Below are 19,347 nucleotides of genomic sequence, written 5' to 3'. Positions count from 1 at the left end.
CCTCATGAGCGCCACTGCCCGTAAGACCGCCCCGATGCCGCAAGATATTCTTGCCCGCAAAGGGGGCACACCGATCGTTAGCTTAACAGCATACACCACACCAATGGCCGAGATGATGGACGGCGTTTGCGACTTTGTTCTGGTCGGGGATTCGGTTGGTATGGTCTTGCACGGGCTGCCCTCCACGGTTGGGGTGACGATGGAGATGATGATCATGCACGGCAAGGCTGTGCGGCGCGGATTGACCGCCAGCATGCTGGTGATGGACATGCCCTTCGGGACTTACGAGGAAAGCCGCGAACAGGCGTTTCGCAATGCTGCCCGCCTCATGGCCGAGACCGACGCGGGCGCCGTGAAGCTGGAAGGTGGGGTTGGCATGGCCGACACGATCCGCTTCCTCGTGGCGCGCGGCATCCCTGTGATGGCGCACATTGGTTTGACCCCACAGTCGATCAACACGCTGGGCGGCTACAAAGTCCAAGGCCGTGGCGAAGAGGCCGCCGCGTTGATGGCAGACGCGAAAGCCGTCGCCGACGCCGGAGCCTTTGCGGTGGTGCTGGAAAAAGTCCCTGCGGTTCTGGCGGATGAAATCACCGCAGAAATCGCGATCCCCACGATCGGAATCGGAGCATCTGCAAATTGTGACGGCCAAATTCTGGTTGTCGACGACATGCTGGGCCTGTTTACCGCCTTCAAAGCAAAATTCGTCAAACGCTTTGCCCATTTGGGGGATGACGCACGCGGGGCGATCCAAGCCTATGCCGATGAGGTCCACGCGCGTAGCTTCCCTTCACCGGAGCACACATTCGCTGAAACCCTCGCCGGATCGTCCAAATGACCGCGCCTATCGTTCGCTCGCTGACAGAGCTGCGCGCGATGGTCTTCGAGTGGAAGGCAAATGGCGAAACCGTCGGTGTGGTCCCTACCATGGGGGCATTGCACCAAGGCCACCTCAGCCTTGCGCGGGCTGCCAAAGAGGGATGTGACCGCGTTATCGTCACCATTTTCATCAACCCCAAGCAGTTCAACAACCCTGAGGACTACGAAAAATACCCGCGTACCGAGGAAGAGGACGCCGTCAAGCTGGGGCCGCTCAACGTTGATGCAATTTATGTCCCCGATGGCCCGACGATGTACCCCGAGGGCTTCGCCACCACCGTTTCGGTAGGTGGCATGACGGATGTTTTATGTGGCGCGCATCGTCCAGGACATTTCGACGGGGTCGCCACAATTGTGAGCAAGCTGTTTTTGCAGTCTCAGGCTGACCGCGCCTATTTTGGCGAAAAGGACTTCCAGCAGTTGCAGGTCGTCACCCGCTTGGCGGCTGATTTGAACATTCCGATAGAGGTTGTGGGATGCCCCACCATTCGGGAGGAAGACGGGCTTGCCATGTCGTCGCGCAACCTGCTGCTATCAGATCGCGCCCGCGTTTGGGCTCCGGAATTGAACGCCGCTATGCAGGACATGGCGGACGGCATTTTGGCCGGTGGGGACGTTGCCGAACTGCGTGCCAAAGCCGTGGCGCGGATTGAGCGAGCAGGTTTCACGGAAGTGGAATACCTAGACCTGCGGGCCTGCGACACCTTGGAAGAACTGGACGCCCCTACCCGCCCAGCCCGTCTGCTGGCTGCCGCTTGGCTGGCGGGGGTCCGTTTGATCGACAATATCGCAGTCGGGTAGCCCGCAGCGGACAGGCGCGCCACGAGCCTTCCCCTATCCGCGCACGAGTGTCATTTGTGGATCATAGAGCGCGCGGCTCACTATTTTGGCGTCGATGAGTTCCCCCAGCACGTCGACTTTCAGAGCCGCGCAATCCAAAGGCACATCCGCCGCGATAAACGCATAGGCGAGGTTCTGTTTGATGCGGTGTCCGTAGTCACCTGACGACACCGTCCCGACGACTGTATCGCCCAGCATCACCGATGCGCCGCCATGCGCGGGGGTTTTATCGGTATCCAAGGTCAGGGTTCTCAGGCGCATTTTTGCTGGCTCGGCCTGTCGCCTTAGCAGCGCGTCTTTCCCGACAAAGGCCTTCTTCTTCATATTTACAAAGCGGTCCAACCCCGTCTCGAAGGGGTCGAATTCAGTGAGGATGTCGGCCTTCCAATGCAGATACCCCTTCTCCATACGCATGGAATCGACGGCCAAAGCGCCGAACAAGCGCAACTCATGCGCCTTACCTGCCTCGCGCAAGGCAAGGTAGGCCGCATAAAGAGAGGCATTGGGGATGTGGATTTCATAGGCCAGTTCGCCAGAGAAACTCACTGACATAACCGTGGCCGGTGCGACCCCGATGAAGCATTCGCGCACCGACAACCAAGGGAAGCCTTCGGCGGTCCAATCGTCGCGGCTGACGGCCTGCATGATTGCTCGCGCCTTTGGTCCGGCCAGCACAAGGATCGTTTGATCATTGGTAAGAGACCTGATTTCGACGTCCTCTTGCGCGCCGATGTGCTGCCGCAACCAATCCATGTCGTGATATTCAGCCGCCGCAGCCGAGCCATACCAAATGCGCGATGGCCCGCGATCCGTGGCGGGTAGGTTAGCGATGGTGGCTTCGGCCTTCAGCCTGCCGTGATGATTGAGCAGATAGACCAAACCGACGCGCCCCTCATGGCGCGGCAAGCGACCGCAGACCATACGGTCAAGAAAGCCCTGCGCATCTGCGCCTGTGATCTCAAATCGGTTGAAGCCGTTGACCTCGCATAGGCCTGCTGCGTTTTGTACCGCCTCAACTTCTGCTGCCACGACAGCGTGGGATTCGTCGAAGTGAAACCCGTGGGTGACGTGAAAATCTGGGCTTGGCTTGAAGTATTCGGCCCGCTCCCAACCGTTTACCACAGTGAACTCGGCCCCTTCGGCGGCCAGCACCGGTGTCAGGGCCGTGGTTTTGGCCATACGCCCTGCGGGGCGGTGTTCATTGGGGAAGTGGAAACGGAACTCGTTTTGGTAGTCCTCGATGGCCTTGAGTGAGGTGAATTCTACATTTGCATGGCCGGTAAAGCGGCGCGGGTCGATGCACCACGTGTCATACTGGGCCTCCCCATGAACGATTTGCTGCGCCAGAAGCCAGCCGTGACCTCCCCCCTCGCCAAGACCTGCGCGCAGGCCGATGATGCAAAAAGCGTTGCGCTTGTTCGGGATCGGGCCAACCAAAGGGGCGCCGTCAATTGTGTAGGTAATCGGACCGTTCACCACTGTTTTGATGCCAACCTCGGCCAAGGCCGGCATCCGCTCGAACGCGCCTTCCAGCACATCGGTGATGCGGTCCAGATCATCGGGGCAAAGCGCATTGACGAAATGCGGGTCGATCCCGTCCATCCCCCATGTTTTGCAATCTTGCTCATAAAAACCCACGAGCAACCCGTTCTTTTCCTGACGGCTGTAATAATCGCTGATCGGGCACCTCAGCAGCGGCATTCTGTGTCCCGCATCGCGGATTGCGGGAATTTCATCGGTGACGAAATACTGATGTTCCATCGAGGCGACAGGATGGTGAACCCCCATCATCGCCCCGACCTCGTTTACACGGTAGCCGCAGGCATTCACCACGATCTCGCAGGCAATGTCGCCATGTTCTGTATGTACGGTCCAGCTGTGGTCTTTGTGCTGTGTGAGAGCCGTAACGGGCGTGTTTCGGTACACCTGCGCCCCCGCATTTCGGGCCCGACGCGCTAAGGCTTGGCACAGCTGCGCGGGATCTATGTCACCGTCATTGCCGTCCCATAATCCCCCCAACAGATTGTCGGTCGAGATCAACGGGTGACGGCGGGCGCATTCCTTGGCATCGAGCACCTCGAATTCTACCCCCATACCACGGGCCATGGAGGCGAAGTGACGGTATCCGTCCATCTGGGCCTCGGTGTTGGCCAACCGGATGCCGCCATCGCCGTGGTTGTAGCTGACCGGATAATCGGGATCGTCGCGCAGGTCTTTATACAGGTTGATGGAGTGCGTTTTCAGCCCCACCATCGTTTGATTCATCCCAAAGTTGGTGACTTGCGCCGCCGAATGCCACGTGGTGCCTGAGGTCAGTTCATTGCGTTCCACAAGAACGACATCTGTCCAGCCCTCTTGGGTCAGGTGATACAGCGTGGAGCATCCGGCGATGCCCCCTCCGATAACGACGACACGGGTGTGGGTTTTCATGTTGGCGGCCTCATTTGGTGACACGCCATCTCACTTGAAATTTCCCTTTGGGGTCAATGTTGGGGTCGCAATTCCCAAAAATTCGAAAACTTGTTCGCATAAAATTGGAGAAAAGAAATGCCCATTGCAACGAAAGGGCCGCGGGATTTGGATGTTGAGGCCATTTCTGAAGGGACCTCGAAATGCCTCGGGACACAAAAGCACAACGACGCTCGGGACGCCAAGCACGTCTTAAGGCGCGTGCCGCTCCACTGCCGGTCAACCCCGCCCCGTCAGGGCAACGGGGCGGGATGTATCGCCCCTTGGCAGACAGCGAACTGCAGGCGATCTACGACACCGCGCTGCGACTTCTGGCCGACCTTGGGATGGGCGAGGTGCCGGACAGATTGCGCCACGACTTGATCGCGGCAGGTGCTCGCGACCTTGGAGGCGGCCGCATCGGGTTCCCCAATGCACTGGTGCAACGTTCAATAGAAAGCGCAGCCAAGAGCTTCACCCTTTATGGCCGCGACACCGCCCGTGACATCACTGTGGGCGACGACCGTGTGTATTTCGGGACCGGCGGCGCCGCGGTGAACACGCTTGATTTGGAAACGGGGGGCTATCGCCCCTCCACCCTCGAAGACCTGCATAATTTCACCCGCCTGCAAGATACGTTGGACAACGTCGCGTGGTTTACCCGCTGCTGCATCGCCACAGATGTGCCGGACATGTTCGATCTGGATGTGAACACCGCCTATGCGCTACTGCGCAACACCGAGAAACCCGTCGCCACCGCCTTTACCGTGGCCGCCCATGTCGATCCCATCGTGCGCATGTTCGACATCGCCGCCGGCGGGACCGGGGAATTTGCCAAACGCCCCTTTGCCAAGGCCCATATCAGCCCCGTAATCTCCCCCATGCGCTACGGCGAGGATGCCGTCGATGTGGTGTACAAATGTATCGAGCACAACATCCCCATGTCTTGCATTACCGCCGCTCAAGCCGGTGCAACGGCACCTGCCACGCTGGCGGGATTTCTTGCCCAATCTTTGGCAGAAACGCTGGCCAGCCTAGTGATGGTCAATGTCATCTCGCCTGGTTTTCCGATGGTGTTCTCAAACTGGCCATTGGTGGTCGATCTGCGCACGGGCGCCTTCGCTGGGGGCGGGGGTGAGACAACCGTCTTGAACGCGGCCTCGGCACAATTGTCCAACTGGCTGGGGCTGCCGTCGGGCGTCGCCTGCTCCATGACGGATTCCAAGGCAATCGACGCGCAATATGGGGTCGAGAAAGGCATGACAAGCTTGGCCGCAGCCCTTGCGGGGGGGAACCTGATCTATGAAAGCTCGGGCATGACAGCGGCCCTATTGGGGGCCAGCTTCGAGGCCTTCATTCTGGACGACGAAATGCACGCAATGACCTACCGCGCCCTACGCGGGATAGAGGTGTCGAGGGAAAATTTGGGCTTCGACAATATGTGCGACGCCATACTGGGGGACGGTCATTTCCTTGGTGCCGATTTCACTTATCAGGCGATGGAACGGGACTACTACTACCCCAAGCTTGCCGACCGCAGCCAGCCTCGGGCGTGGGAAGATGCGGGCGGGTTGGATGCGTGGGCGCGGGCGAAAGCCAAGGCGCGCAATGTCCTTGAGACGCATCACCCCAATTACCTGTCCGCAGAGGCGGACGCGGCAATTCGCGCCGAGTTCAACATCCTCACCTGACGTCAGTCGTTGATCAGCCGGTAGCTGTCGACCAGCCAAGGCTCTGCCTCGACGATTGGGCCGATGGTTTGCGTGGCAAGCTGGCTACGCAGCGCCGTAGAGACCACCTTGGCCACCTCGGACAGGTGATTTTCGGCCACAAACATAGAGATGGTGCGCGCAAAGCTTTTGCGTGGGAATGGCAACAACCGGACCTGCGTGTGAAACCGTTTGCTGCGTGCGTAGTTGCTGGGTGTGGTGATCGCCCAGCCGCCATTTTGCGAAATCAGCTTCATGATCGAAGATGTACTGTCCAGCTCGAACCGGTTCTCCAGCTTCAAGCGCATGCGGGTCAGCTGTGCCTCGATCATGTCACCCATAATCTGACCGCGCATATAGCGCAAAAACGGCAGGTCGCTTCGCCCTTCGACAAAATCTTCAGCGGGCTCGGTCGCTGTGGCGGGCACCGCCAGAACGAACGGATCCCGCAGCAAAGGGTATTCATGGACATTGGGCAGCGGGGTAGGCGGATGGGTCGCGATCCCGATATCAACCTCGCGGTCCCGTAGGAGGCTAAGAATTTCATGGCTCATGCGGGTGTATTGGGTGAAGTGACACTTCGGGAGCGCCCCAGCCAGCAGCCGCGTGATTTCCGGCCCGATGTCGCTCTCGAAATCTTCGATCATCGCAAAGCGCAAGCGGCGCAGGTCATGCGGCACCAGCGAGGAGATGTCCCCCTGCGCCTGCGTCAACAGCTCCAGCACTTCTTCGGCGTATCGCAGGTACACCGCACCATTTGCGGTCAGCACCATCGGGCGGCTGGAATGATCGACCAACGCCACGCCCAGATGGTCTTCGAGGCATTTCAAACGATGCGACACAGTGCTGATCGATAAACGCGTCTGATCCGCGGCTGTTTGAATAGAGCCGCTATGTGCAATGGCACAAAACGAGCTGAGCCATTTCACTGAAGGGTGGCCGTCGGTCACCCCTGCGCCCCCTTTTGGGTGAGCAGGTCCACCAGAACCGCGCCCATCACTTTCGCGCTGTCGAGCATGTCATCGACCCCCACGTATTCATCCGGCTTATGCGCCAGCTCCAACAGCCCCGGCCCGTAAGCGATACAGTTCTTCAGCTTGCCGATACGGTCGATGTGCTTTTGATCATAGGTTCCAGGGGAGACGACATATTCCGCCTCTTTCCCCAGAACGTCACCAATCGCCTTGGCGACGGAGGTAACCACCGGCGCGTCTTTTCTGGCCATCGTTGGCTCTACCGACCAAATCTCGTTGAGATCATAGCGGAAGTTTTCGCGCGTGGCCTTTACCTTTTCCAAAACCGCGCGCACCTCGGCTTCGACCTCGGATTTGCTTTCTTCCATAAGGTAGCGGCGATCGATGATCATTTTCGCATGATCCGGAACGCAAGCCGAGGGCAAGCCGGTGAAGTCAGGCTCCGGTTCGGCCTGCCCGCCATGCAGCGAGTTGATGTTCAAGGTCGACGACCGCGCCCCGACGGGCACCACCGGCATTGCGGTTCTTTTCTGCGCCAAGGCTGGAAACAGGGTTTCCTCCATTTCGTGCAGCACCGCGCCCATGTGGCGCAGCGCGCAATCCCCCAAGAATGGCATGGAGCCGTGAGCAATTTCGCCGTGGGTTTCCAGCTCTGCCCACCAAACGCCGCGATGGCCGAGGCAGATGCGATCCTTCTGCAAGGGTTCGGGGATGATGACGTGCTGGACGTGTTTGTAGCGCCCCTGTTCCGCCAAATAGGCCACACCGCCGTAGCCGCCGGTTTCCTCGTCTGCGGTGCCGCTGATTTCTATGCTGCCGCCGAAGTCGGGGTGATGTTCGATGAACGCTTCAGCGGCAATGATGGAGGCCGCAAGCCCCCCTTTCATGTCGCAAGTGCCGCGCCCGTAGATTTTGCCGTCTTTTAGTTCCCCGCCGAACGGATCTGTTGTCCATCCGGCGCCGACCTCGACCACATCGGTGTGGCTGTTGAAATGAACGCAGTCACCCGTGGTCTTGCCGTCGTACCGCGCAACGATGTTCCAACGCGGGAATTTTTCGCAGTCGCCGGGGGTGTCGAGTGCTCGGACCAACTCGCAGGTAAATCCGCGCGCCTCAAAGCGCCGCAAAAGGTACTCGCAAATCTCGCGGTAGTTTTCACCCGGAGGGTTCAATGTCGGAATGCGCACCAAATCCTGCGTCAACGCGATCAGGTCGTCGCGCTTGCTGTCTATACGGGCCCCTAAGGCGATATTATCACTCATGCCCGCTACGCTAAGGCGAACATGCCACATCTCCAAGAGGCCATTGTGCCCGCAAGGAACGTCATCATCCCTTTTCGTGGAAGTGGTCGTAGATCGTTTGCGCCATGGCTTCGGACACGCCTTCGACACTCATCAAATCGGATAGGTTTGCGCGTGATACCGCCTTGGCAGACCCAAAGTGCAACAAGAGCGCCCTTTTGCGTTTCGGGCCTACGCCTTCGATTTCGTCCAACGGGTTCTTCATTTGTGACTTGGCGCGTTTGGCGCGATGGGTGCCGATGGCAAAGCGGTGGACTTCGTCGCGCATGCGTTGGATGAAATACAGCACCGGATCATTGTGCCGAAGCGAAAAGGGGCGCTTGCCTGTGCGGTGGAACTCTTCCTTGCCCGCATCGCGGTCCTCGCCTTTGGCCACCCCAACCATAGCGATATCTTCGACGTTCATCTCGCGCATAATCTGGCGTACGGCGGACACCTGCCCCGCCCCGCCGTCAATCAGCAGCAGGTCGGGCCACATGTCTGTCTTTCGGTCTGGGTCTTCTTTTTGCAACCGCTTGAAGCGCCGCCCCAGCACCTCTTTCATCATCCCGAAGTCATCCCCGGGAACGAGGTCCTCGCCCTTGATGTTGAATTTGCGGTACTGGTTGCGCATGAAGCCTTCCGGCCCTGCAACAATCATCCCGCCTACAGCGTTTGTGCCGGAAATATGAGAGTTGTCGTAGACCTCGATCCGCTTGGGCGGGGCGTCCAAGTTAAATGCATCCGCCACGCCTTGCAGAAGTTTCGCCTGCGTCGCCGTTTCAGACATTTTGCGGGCCAGACTTTCGCGGGCGTTCCGCAGGGCTCCGGTGACCAACTCCTGCTTTTCACCACGTTGCGGTGTCAGAATTTCGACTTTGCGGTTGATCTTCTGCCCCAAAGCATCCGCCATCAAATCGGGATCCTCGATCGCATGCGACAGGATGATTTGGCGTGGGGGCTCTTTGTCCCCGTAGAATTGCCCCATGAAGGCTTGCAAAATTTCAGCCTCGGCCGCGTTTGCCGTTTTTGGGTAGAAGTCGCGGTTTCCCCAATTTTGGTTTGCGCGGATGAAGAAGACCTGCACGCAGGCCTGACCATGTTCCAGATGCAGCGCGATGATATCCGCCTCGGACACGGTGTGCGGATTGATCCCTTGGGCGGTTTGCACTTGGGTCAGCGCACGGATGCGATCGCGCAGGGCGGCGGCACGCTCAAATTCCATCTCGTCAGAGGCTTGTTGCATCTGTTCCGCCAGCTTTTCTTGCATATTGGTGGAACGCCCAGACAAGAAGTTTTGCGCATCCTTCACCAGTTTGGAGTATTCCTTATCGCTGATCTTTCCCACACAGGGCGCCGCACAGCGCTTGATCTGATATTGCAAACACGGGCGAGAGCGGGTCTCAAAGTCACTGTCAGAGCAATTGCGCAGCAAGAAGGCCCTTTGCAGCTGGTTCAACGTCCGGTTCACAGCCCCTGCCGACGCGAAGGGTCCGTAGTAGCTGCCCTTCTCGCGCTTTGCGCCGCGATGCTTCTTGATCTGTGGGAACCCGTGCTGGGTTGTCACCAGAATATTTGGGAAGCTTTTGTCGTCTCGCAACAACACATTATACTTTGGCTTAAGCTGCTTGATCAGGTTTTGCTCTAGAAGCAGCGCCTCTGTTTCGGTCTTGGTGGTGAGAAACATCATCGATGTCGTCTCGGAAATCATCCGTGATATTCTTGGGACGTGGCCATTGGGGTTGGCGTAGTTGGAAACCCGCTTTTTCAGCGCCCGCGCCTTGCCCACATAGAGCACACGCTGCTGCGCATCGAGCATCCGGTAGACCCCGGGCGAATTGTCGAGCGTCTTCAGATACGAATGCACACAAGCGTGGCCGGTGATCGCTTCTGCATCTTCGCTGGTATCATTCGAGGGGGGCATAGCGTCAGTCATTGGAGTGGTGTGATTCCTTACTTCGCTGCACTGTCCCGCAATTGGGATCAAGATAAAAGGTTTCCACCGTTCTTGTGGATAACCTTGTGGGAGAAATCCTCTGAGCGTGGATTTATCCTTAGTTTATGGGGTCAAAAGCGCACTGCCTAAAAATTAGGCAGTCGCTCAAGTCTTTGATTTTAGATTATATTTTTATGCCCTCTTTCCAAACGACTGAAAACATTAACTTTTTGGTAACAGAATCGTGACGATCTTGGTTGCCGTGGACAAGTCAATGCATGAAAAGCAAAAAACGGGACTTTTCTTCTACTCGACACCAATCACGTCAGGTGTCTGCCATCCTAAATGCTGCCCCCCATCAATGCACAAAAGCTGACCAGTTAATGCAGGTGACTTGAGGATATATTCCAACGCGGCAGTTACATCTTGCGGGTTTGAACCACGCCCCAGAACCGTCGCCGCACGTTGTTTGGTGAAATGAGAGCCTGATTGGCGAATACCCTGCACCGTCGGACCGGGGCCAATTGCATTGACGCGAACCGCAGGCGCCAAGGCCTGCGCAGAGGTTTGGGTCAGTGCCCATAGCCCCATTTTTGCGAGCGTGTAGGTCATGAATTCTGGTGTGAGTTTGCGCACGCGTTGATCTATCATGTTGATGATCGCCGCTTGCGCGACCGGCTCTGCATTCTCGTCAGCCGCTACATCCGGCGCTTGGCGAGCAAAGGCCTGCGTCAGTAAGAACGGGGCCTGAAAATTGGACCCCATGTGCCGATCCCAGTTTTCGCGGGTGGCTGATGCGAGGGTATCATACTCAAAGATCGAGGCGTTGTTGACCAGCACAGAAAGCGGGCCATTGAGCGCCTGTGCTGCGGCAGGAACCAAGGCCTCCGCCGCGTCCATATCCAGTAAGTCCGCTTGCAGAGCCGCTGCTTTGCGGCCCTTGGCTTCGATCATTGCCACTGTCTCAAGGGCTGCGTCCTCAGAGGTGCCGTAGTGCACAGCCACATCGAACCCCATGTCGGCCAACTGGAGGGCCAGCGCACGTCCCAGCCTGTCTGCCGCTCCTGTTACTAACGCTCGCCCTTGGATCAACTTCAGCCCCCAGTGTTCAGCACAATGAAAATATAGGTCACGTATAGCGCACATAATGTGAAGCCCCAACGTTTCCCTAGATCTTTGCGCATGAAGACAATCGGGATCAGGATCAGCGAGGCCCCTAACATCACCCAAAGGTCAAACCGCAAGAACGCTTCGGGCACGGGTATCGGGCCAACCAGTCCGGCAACGCCGACGATAACCAACAGGTTAAACAGGTTTGATCCAATGACGTTACCCAAGGCAACATCCGCATGTTTACGCATAGCTGCAACCACGGTCGTGGCCAGTTCAGGCAAGGACGTCCCGATTGCCACAAGCGTAAGCCCGATGACCGTTTCCGACACACCCATGCGCATGGCGATTGCGCTTGCGTTGTCCACCAGCAAACTGGCGCCCAAGGGCAGGCCAATCAAACCGGCGATCAAGAACGCTGCGATCTTCCAGCCCTTCATGGTCGGGTCCGCCCCTTCAGGTTCCTCGTCGCCTTTGTCCACCCGCCCACTGAGCGCGTCGCGAAACTGATCTGTTAGGATCAAAGCCATACCGGCCAGCAACACCAAGGCATGCACCCATGTAATCGGCCCGAAGAAGTTGACCGCGATAAACAGCAAGGTAGCTGCAATCATCTGTAGGTAGCTTTTCTGAGTTTCCGACTGGCTTGTCGGCAGGCCCGCAAAAAGGGCCGGAACCCCCAAAACCAGCAAAACATTTGCGGTGTTGGAGCCAACAACATTCCCTAACGCCAACCCAGGCACCCCGTCGATGACGGATTGCACCGCGATCAGCAGCTCCGGCGCGGAGGTACCAAAGGCAACAACTGTCAGACTGACGATCAAAGCGGGAATGCCCAACCGAAGAGACAGATTTACCGCACCACGCACCAGCGCATCGCCTGCCAGCAGCAAGATTACCAGCCCGCCGAGGGCCCCAAAGATTTCAAGCATGACCTAGCCCTTTTTGCGGCAGGCACATGGACCTTTGCCGATTTTGTAGCTTCCGCATTTGGCGCATTTATGCGCAGTTTTCTTACCCAGCTTCTGCCCGATCTTGGGGACACGCAGCTTTCCGAACATGGCCAAGATTGCCATCCCGACAAGAAACAGCGTGATGATTTTGAAAATCATCAGACTACAGCCCGTATTGCGCCCAAAGCGCTTTCTCATCAAGCTGATCCATCGTGTCGGTCAAAATCCGTGCGCCAAAACGTTGGAACAGCGACCGCTTGGGGCCAAATGTGTTAAACCGCACCTTGTCGCCAAAGCGCTCTTTCATCACTGGCACTAGGTGGCCAATCTCATCGGCAAGGCCAACGTCAATGGCTTTCGACCCGACCCAAATTTCGCCCGAAAACAGATCGCTGTTCTCCGCCAGTTTCGATGTCCGGCGGGATTGGACATGCGCAATGAAGGTTTCGTGAATCTGTGCCTGCAACGCCTTCAAGCGCTTGATGTCGGCGGGGCGTTCAGGGCGGAAAGGATCCAGCATCGACTTGTCTTTACCAGCCGTGTGCACCCGCCGTTCGACCCCATGGCGCTGCATCAGGTCGTGAAACCCGAAGCTGGCAGAAATCACCCCAATAGAGCCCACAATGGAGCTTTCATCGACATAGATATGATCCGCACTAGCTGCCAACCAATATCCGCCTGACGCCGCCACGTCTTCGACGAATGCAAAAACCGGCACGTCGTTCTCTTCAGCCAGACGCCGGATGCGCGCGCCCATCAACGAGCTTTGCACCGGAGACCCGCCAGGCGAATTGAGCTGCAAAGCCACCGCAGCAGGTTTGCCCTTGGTGAACGCCTTATGCAGCATCAAGGCCACCCCAGCATCGTTGAGGTTGGCGCCACGACCACCCGCGGCGATTACACCGCTCATAGCCACAACATTCACCAAAGGCGGCGACTTTAAAAATGGGATAAAACGTTTCATGCCTTGCCATGTAGAGCCCCCTCCCCATGCAAACAAGGCCGTTATCGAAAACGCCCAAATTGTTTTCGCAATCAAGGCGGTCGATTTCGCTTGAACATGTGTATCAGCGGGCATAGATCATCAAAACCGAATTGGCGCGGGATGGAGCAGCCCGGTAGCTCGTCAGGCTCATAACCTGAAGGTCGTAGGTTCAAATCCTACTCCCGCAACCAACGGTCCCGAAGGCCCGCCCGTAAAACGGCGGGCCTTTCGCTTTGTTCGACTTGATCACGCTTACTTCGTAAGCGTTGCATCTGACCCCCTAAATACCATCTGACGATTTCAAGCTCCTCATGAGATACTGACGCTAAACAGAAAAGGCGAGGTCAAGTGAGTTTAGAAGTCAGATCATTCGAAGTCTACGGTTTCAAAATCGAAGTGCATGTTGGGGGGCGCCGCGTCTAGCCACCCAGCTTCAAGCGCTTCATAAATGAAAAAATGGACAGCGGCGAACTATACGTCGGCGAAGTCATGAAGACGTGTAACGTCTCCCAATCCCTCGTCTACAAATGGCGCGCCGACGTCAAAGCATCTCGGAATAGGACAGCCACTGTAACCGACGACGCCTTTTTCGCGGAAATTGTCGTGGGCGAAGAAGGAGCCACAAGTGATAGCGGTCCAATTCAGCACGATCAAATTCAAATCTGCGGGCGTGCGTTCAACTTGTCACTTCCAGCGGCCTATCCTGTGGAAGACTTAGTCAAAGTCATCTTAGCAATCGAGGGGCATGCATGATTTCGCCGTCCGGAAATTTCAAACTCTATCTGGCCTCAAAGCCCGTAGATTTTCGGAAGGGAATGGATGGCCTTGCTGCCATTGTCATGAATGAATTCGACCTGGATCCGCTCGGCGGTGCCATCTTCATCTTCAGATCGAAACGCGCAGATAGAATGAAGATCATTGTATGGGACGGGACCGGTCTTGTGATGACTTACAAGCGTATCGAAGGCGCTGGTTTTGTCTGGCCCCGCATGAGCGACGGCGTCATTACCATCAACAGATCTCAATTTGAGGCACTGTTCGAGGGGTTGGATTGGAAGCGCGTTGTCCCACGCCATGTGCGTAAACCCGCTGCCGTGTGATGGCATTCATTCAAATCAACACCTTTTCCCAATCTACCAAGATGAGATCCTACTATGCCTGACATCGTGATCAAAGTTATTCCAGAAACCGTCTCCCTACAGCTATCATCATTAGCTTCAGAAGAAGGCATTGAGGTCCAGGAATTTGCCAGACGCCTCATCTACGATGCGGCTGCCGTTCAAAGTGTTGAGGGCGGTAAAGACATCACAATTGCGCAGCTCTAAGCCAATATGGAAGCGTATTTCAGATTGGCTGTACGACAAGATCTCTTCATGGCGGATGAACAGGGAGAACGGTTTGTGTTGATATCAACTGATGCTTTCAATCGCCTTACAAAACCATGACCGGTGACGACGTACCATCCTAAAGGACTGAGAGCCCAAACAACGGGTTAACTCGAAAGCGGTCGTTGATGCAGGATGCGGCGAATGGCTGCTATGAGCCCACAGGAGACCTAGAAAATTTGTGCTGCGAGCGCGCGCAGCTTGAAAAATGCTGCGTGAGCGAGGAACTGCATGCCGCCACGCAGCGGGAGAAACGGCCATTGGTGAGGCTCGCAGCATGGAGCAGGCGGCGAATTTGCAGGTCGCGGACAAAGCGCCATTTTGCCATCGACGCAAATGCAGGTGCAGAATGCCAAAAGAGACGCTCGCAATTGCGGCGATGTAAATTCGGCCGCGCGGCGGTTTTTTCAGAGTGGTTGTTCAAAGCTGTTCAAACCGGGGAGTGTCCAAAGCGGCCCGACTGGTGAACGCAATGAAGCTGCGTGTCAGGGTATTGCTTCTGTCGCATTGACCAGTTCATATGAATGAACCTGATGATCGTAACATTTTATACATTTAACGCCCAGTACCGCGCTATTATCCACGCCTTTGTAGGAACATATTAGGCATTTCCAGGCCAACTACCGGAAACGAAATCCGGAGACCGACGGCTATGTCAGGATATATTTCTGAATATAAGTATTACGGGTTATCCGATGAGGAATTCATCGAAATCGCGGTGCCGATCGGTACGGATGTATCCTCGTATACGGTTGTCATCTACCAATCTGATGGCACTGTGGTTTCAACCTTTTCACTGGGGACGTTGCAAACCACCATTGACGGTCAGGATGTCTATGTCATCGACAACAATACGCCCGGGTTCGATGCAATGTCCGACTCGGGTGAGATTTGGGCCGATGATGGCATAGCGCTGGTGGATGACACCGGGACCGTTCTGCAATTCGTCTCGCATTGGGGAAACACCGTCACAGCGACTGAGGGTGCTGCCGCTGGAATGACCAGTACCGAGGTCGGGACCGCATCGGGTGTAGGCGAATCGCTGCAATCCGACGACGGCGGGTCCAGCTACTATACCCAGTCCACGCCAAATTCCGGCACCATCCCCTGCTACGCTCTCGGCACGATGATTGACACATCTGATGGCCCGCGCGCGGTGGAAACGCTGCAACCCGGCGATCTGGTGGTGACGCTGGATCATGGCCCGCAACCGATACGTTGGACCCGCAGCGGCGAGCAGCCTTTGGAATACGCCGAGACCGATGCCAAGCCCGTGTTGATCAAAGCAGGTGCACTTGGCCGGGGGTGGCCGACCCAGGACCTGATCGTCTCGCCGCAACACCGCATCCTTGTCGGCGGCGCCGGGCAATTGCAGCGGGTCTTCGCCAGCGAGGCGTTCGCGTCCGCGAAATCCCTGATCGCCGTGCCGGGCATCCGCCACATGAAGGGCAAAAAGGAAATCAACTGGATTCATTTCGCCTGTGACCGGCATGAGGTTGTCACGGCCAATGGCTGCCTGTCGGAATCGCTTCTGCTCGGACCGATGGTCGTGAACGGGCTGTCATCCGCCGAGCGCCAAGCCCTGACTGAACTCTTTGGACCCGCCTTGGCGCCAGACGCCGCACTAAACGGCCCACCCGCGCGGGAGTGCCTAACCGTGGGCACGGCCAAACGCCAGATCGCCAAGCAACTCGAAGAGAACGGGGCGCTCTTGGCCAAGGAAATCCGGAAATAGGATCGCGATCTGGCGATGGAGAAAAACGAAGCTGAGCGAATGCGCGAGGGTCTGTCAATGGCGCGTTCAAGTTAACAGTTTGATCAATTTATGAAAGTGGCCATTCGCAAGACTTCGGCAAATGGCGGCTTTGTCCTGTGTGGATATCTCCTGCAAAGCAAGACATTTTTGAAGCCATTGGCAATTTGTCAGATACGGTCTTGTGTCCGGCCTATTCGCGCGGAGTTCAAGCCCGCTGGCCCTCCCTCTCATCGCTGCAAGCAGCGACTGCCGGGCAGTGGATGGTTTCCGCTGATCAAGCCCCCATTCTCGCAGACGGACAGTGGTCGTCCTGGACAAAGCCCGTGGTGTCTTGATGTTGCGGCTGACTTTTCCGCCATCACTTCATTGGTCTTGCTGTCTCCTTGTTCTTCGCGTTCGTTTCAAACTGTTCGTTCCATGTAGGGTTCATTTCGCGAGAGCACAGCCCAGATTATGCGCGCGGTTTTGTTCGCCATGGCAATGGCCGCCAGCTTGGCAGGCTTGCGCTGTAGGATGTCGGCGAACCAAGGATCAAATCGCTCAGGATTTTCTCTGATTTGTTTCATGCGGGATGTCATGCCAACGACCATAAGCCGTCGAATGTATAGGTCGCCCATCTTTGATATGCGTCCCAAGCGCTCTTTTCCGCCTGTCGATTTATTGATTGGCGTTAGCCCCAGCCAGGCCGACAAATCTCTTCCACTTCGGAACTGTTCTCCACTTCCGACGGTCGCCACGATTGCAGATGCGGTGATCGGGCCAATGCCCGGTATCGTCTCAAGTAAAGCCATGCGCGGTTCCGACCTTGCGGCTACTGCCGTCCGACGCCCGTACCAATTGACCCGCGCATGAAGAGTCAACACTTGCTCGCTCAGGTCAACAATGACATCACACGCAGCTTGTGGCAGGTCTGGCATATACCCCTCATGGGCACGCTTTGCGAACCGGACTGCATGTCCCACACCTTGAGCGAAGATGATCCCAAACTCTGCCAACAAACCACGCAGCATGTTAATCGTTTGGGTCCTTTGCCGGACAATCAAATCCCGCGCGCGATGAATCGATAGAATAGCTTGTTGCTTAGGTGACTTGACCTCAACGAAACGCATTGTTGGGCGGGTGACAGCTTCGCAAATCGCCTCTGCATCTGCCGCGTCGGACTTTCCGCGCTTGACGTACGGCTTCACATAAACCGGCGCGATCAGCTTCACGACGTGGCCAAGTTTACTCAGTTCACGTGCCCAATAATGACTGGACCCACACGCCTCCATGCCAATCAGGCAAGGCTCAAGTTTCTGGAAAAAGGTAAACATCTGAGCGCGCCGCAAAGAGCGGTTAAATGCAACCGTTCCATCTGCCGTGATCCCGTGAACCTGAAAGACGTTCTTGGCCATCCCTCTCATTGATTGCTTTGCAATCAACTGCCGGTCAGTGATCCAGGCCGATTGTGGTAACTTGCATTGGGTGGCTCCTTTCATAAGCAGTTCATGACAACTGCACTATGGCGCATTGCGACGCCGGGTGAAGCAGGAGCCATCCACCCCATCCCGCGACCGGTTTGTCTGAACGGCATGCAGCGAAAGCTCGGTCTCGGTTCCAGCTAGCACAAGGCGAATGAATGACCGGAGTGACGACACTCGCCGCGTTGCAACAACACATGTGCCGCGACTTCAAACAAATGCTGCGTAGGCAAAGCGCGAAAATCGAATGTCAGTTCTGTCCGCAGACTGCTAGTTCGCCTACGCTGAGATTTTGCGGTCGCAGCGAATGGCTGGTTCGACGGGCCGCACTGCAGCATTCCAGATCACCGGCCAATGTCCGCAAAGGGCCGTATCGGGTGACTAACCCCTGTCCCAATGTCGATCGCAAAGAGATCGGTAAGACTTCCATCTAATTCCGCTCGGGTTTCACAATGTCCAAATCCAGACTTGAGAAGAACGCGCTTTGAAGCAAAGTTTTCTTCGGCAACTGTCGCGATCACGCGGTTCAATCTATACTCCTCTTGGGCATAGCTTAAGAGTCCAGAGACAAACTCCGTCGCAACCCCGCTCCCCCAAACGTTTGGAAAAAAGGCGTACTTTACTTCAGCTTCGACTTGATCGTTTGGATGAACGAGGCCACCGAAACCCAGCAGTTCGCCTCCTTTTCGATCATCGATCGCAAACATCCCATAGCCTCGGCTCAAATAGTTTGAGCGTGTTTTTGCCATCCAAGCCACAGCTTCCTGTTCGGTGAGAGGAGATCCATCGTCAACCCATTTGATTACTTTGGCCAATCCATACAACTCCAGCAGTTTGGGTTGATCGCCCCCCCGCCAGGTTCGAACCAATAATCTCTTTGTGCAAAATATAGGCGCGCATTCCACGGTCGATCTCCTGTAACGCCATTTCGTCTGCTGATAACCGATCTTCGCGGGAGTTTTGACAAGACCATAGCTGACCTTAGCGCCCTGATAATGCTGCGGCAATGTAACAAAGTCCGCTTTAACGGGCTGCGCCGCAGTATTTGAGATCGTCGTGAAGGTCGGCTTTGGGCCGCAAAGTGCCATATATTAGGCTTTCGCGGTGGCGCGTAGCGCCACTTTAGCCTTCTGCAACGGTATCTGGAAGGTCTGCTGAAAGGGTCAGATGCAACGCTTACTGACAATGGATATCACTTTCGAGCGATAGCGATTAGCACCGAAAACGGGCCCCAGGTGCAGCGCTTACAATCCTACTCCCGCAACCAACGGTCCCGAAGGCCCGCCCGTAAAACGGCGTGCCTTTCGCTTTGTTCGACTTGATCACGCTTACTTCTTACGCAAGCTCTGGTTATGTTTTCTTCAGCATCGATTGTTTGTGGTGATTTTTGTCTATTAAACGACGACGGCCGCTGTCCCATATGGGATCAGCGGCCGTTGTTTTGTTTCATCGTTTAGAGAGATACGGATGTTGCTTGTTAGGTTTGGCGGTGACCTACTCTCCCACGTCTTAAGACGCAGTACCATCGGCGCGACGGCACTTAACGGCCGAGTTCGGGATGGGATCGGGTGTTTTGCTCGCGCTATGACCACCAAACCAAACAAACAACATCCTATCCAAGTCACTTACACA

At 56.4% G+C, this 19,347-nt stretch carries 16 protein-coding genes, 1 tRNA gene and 1 rRNA gene; 7 read left to right on the top strand and 11 right to left on the bottom strand.

The window, feature by feature from the left end; genetic code table 11:
- Positions 1-4: 4 nt before the first annotated feature.
- Together panB and panC are read left to right on the top strand one after the other, a co-directional pair.
- Entirely contained in the window at positions 5-838 is an 834-nt protein-coding gene (panB, locus tag Q0746_RS10610) for a 3-methyl-2-oxobutanoate hydroxymethyltransferase (RefSeq protein ID WP_298260034.1), read from the top strand.
- On the top strand, positions 835-1,680 hold the full coding sequence (panC, locus tag Q0746_RS10605) for a pantoate--beta-alanine ligase (protein WP_298260032.1): 846 nt from the start codon (positions 835-837) through the stop codon (positions 1,678-1,680). Before panB ends, panC begins: the two co-directional genes overlap by 4 nt.
- A 33-nt stretch (positions 1,681-1,713) precedes the next feature.
- Here panC and Q0746_RS10600 read toward each other — a convergent pair whose 3' ends face one another.
- Entirely contained in the window at positions 1,714-4,149 is a 2,436-nt protein-coding gene (locus Q0746_RS10600) for an FAD-dependent oxidoreductase (RefSeq protein WP_298260030.1), read from the bottom strand.
- Between the two features lie 182 nt (positions 4,150-4,331).
- Between Q0746_RS10600 and Q0746_RS10595 the strand changes: the two genes are divergently transcribed.
- Complete coding sequence (locus Q0746_RS10595; protein WP_298260028.1) at positions 4,332-5,858, top strand: trimethylamine methyltransferase family protein; 1,527 nt, start codon at positions 4,332-4,334, stop codon at positions 5,856-5,858.
- Positions 5,859-5,860: 2 nt separating this feature from the next.
- Here the strand turns inward: Q0746_RS10595 and Q0746_RS10590 are convergent, their stop codons facing one another.
- The 7 genes from Q0746_RS10590 to Q0746_RS10560 form a co-directional block, all read right to left on the bottom strand.
- Positions 5,861-6,826, bottom strand: coding sequence for a LysR family transcriptional regulator (locus Q0746_RS10590; RefSeq protein WP_298260026.1), 966 nt, complete (start codon positions 6,824-6,826; stop codon positions 5,861-5,863).
- Positions 6,823-8,112 (bottom strand): acetylornithine deacetylase/succinyl-diaminopimelate desuccinylase family protein, encoded by a 1,290-nt coding sequence (locus tag Q0746_RS10585; RefSeq protein WP_298260023.1) that lies wholly within the window; start codon positions 8,110-8,112, stop codon positions 6,823-6,825. Before Q0746_RS10585 ends, Q0746_RS10590 begins: the two co-directional genes overlap by 4 nt.
- A 64-nt stretch (positions 8,113-8,176) precedes the next feature.
- Positions 8,177-10,066 carry an excinuclease ABC subunit UvrC gene (gene uvrC, locus Q0746_RS10580; RefSeq protein ID WP_298260021.1) on the bottom strand — a complete coding sequence of 630 codons (1,890 nt, stop codon included), beginning with the start codon at positions 10,064-10,066 and terminating at the stop codon, positions 8,177-8,179.
- A 306-nt stretch (positions 10,067-10,372) separates the two neighbouring features.
- Positions 10,373-11,158 (bottom strand): SDR family oxidoreductase, encoded by a 786-nt coding sequence (locus Q0746_RS10575; RefSeq protein WP_298260019.1) that lies wholly within the window; start codon positions 11,156-11,158, stop codon positions 10,373-10,375.
- A 2-nt stretch (positions 11,159-11,160) separates the two neighbouring features.
- The gene (locus Q0746_RS10570; protein ID WP_298260017.1) at positions 11,161-12,108 is read right to left on the bottom strand and encodes a calcium/sodium antiporter; all 948 of its coding nucleotides are present in this window, start codon (positions 12,106-12,108) and stop codon (positions 11,161-11,163) included.
- A gap of 3 nt (positions 12,109-12,111) precedes the next feature.
- Positions 12,112-12,288, bottom strand: a complete 177-nt coding sequence (locus Q0746_RS10565; RefSeq protein WP_298260015.1) for a hypothetical protein — start codon at positions 12,286-12,288, stop codon at positions 12,112-12,114.
- Positions 12,289-12,292: 4 nt separating this feature from the next.
- Positions 12,293-13,093 carry a S49 family peptidase gene (locus Q0746_RS10560; protein ID WP_298260013.1) on the bottom strand — a complete coding sequence of 267 codons (801 nt, stop codon included), beginning with the start codon at positions 13,091-13,093 and terminating at the stop codon, positions 12,293-12,295.
- Between the two features lie 135 nt (positions 13,094-13,228).
- Here Q0746_RS10560 and Q0746_RS10555 point away from each other — a divergent pair.
- The 4 genes from Q0746_RS10555 (at position 13,229) to Q0746_RS10540 (ending at position 16,234) form a co-directional block, all read left to right on the top strand.
- A tRNA-Met gene (locus tag Q0746_RS10555) sits at positions 13,229-13,305 on the top strand.
- A gap of 558 nt (positions 13,306-13,863) precedes the next feature.
- A complete protein-coding gene (gene tnpB, locus Q0746_RS10550; RefSeq protein WP_298260012.1) occupies positions 13,864-14,214 on the top strand; it encodes an IS66 family insertion sequence element accessory protein TnpB in 351 nt (116 codons plus the stop codon).
- 54 nt (positions 14,215-14,268) lie between these two features.
- Positions 14,269-14,439, top strand: coding sequence for a hypothetical protein (locus tag Q0746_RS10545; protein WP_298260010.1), 171 nt, complete (start codon positions 14,269-14,271; stop codon positions 14,437-14,439).
- A 712-nt stretch (positions 14,440-15,151) separates the two neighbouring features.
- Positions 15,152-16,234, top strand: coding sequence for a Hint domain-containing protein (locus Q0746_RS10540; RefSeq protein WP_298260008.1), 1,083 nt, complete (start codon positions 15,152-15,154; stop codon positions 16,232-16,234).
- 422 nt (positions 16,235-16,656) lie between these two features.
- On the opposite strand, the gene Q0746_RS10535 is transcribed toward Q0746_RS10540, so the two are convergent.
- The 3 genes from Q0746_RS10535 to rrf form a co-directional block, all read right to left on the bottom strand.
- Entirely contained in the window at positions 16,657-17,658 is a 1,002-nt protein-coding gene (locus Q0746_RS10535; RefSeq protein ID WP_298261248.1) for an IS110 family transposase, read from the bottom strand.
- 401 nt (positions 17,659-18,059) lie between these two features.
- On the bottom strand, positions 18,060-18,803 hold the full coding sequence (locus Q0746_RS10530; protein ID WP_298260006.1) for a GNAT family N-acetyltransferase: 744 nt from the start codon (positions 18,801-18,803) through the stop codon (positions 18,060-18,062).
- A gap of 393 nt (positions 18,804-19,196) precedes the next feature.
- Positions 19,197-19,311: ribosomal RNA gene (rrf, locus tag Q0746_RS10525) — 5S ribosomal RNA — on the bottom strand.
- Positions 19,312-19,347: the final 36 nt, after the last annotated feature.

It is taken from the genome of uncultured Litoreibacter sp. (genome assembly GCF_947487515.1).
In the GTDB taxonomy this organism is placed as follows: Bacteria; Pseudomonadota; Alphaproteobacteria; order Rhodobacterales; family Rhodobacteraceae; genus Litoreibacter.
The sequence above is the reverse complement of the archived record's forward strand: the minus strand, read 5'-3'. Positions and strand labels throughout refer to the sequence as shown.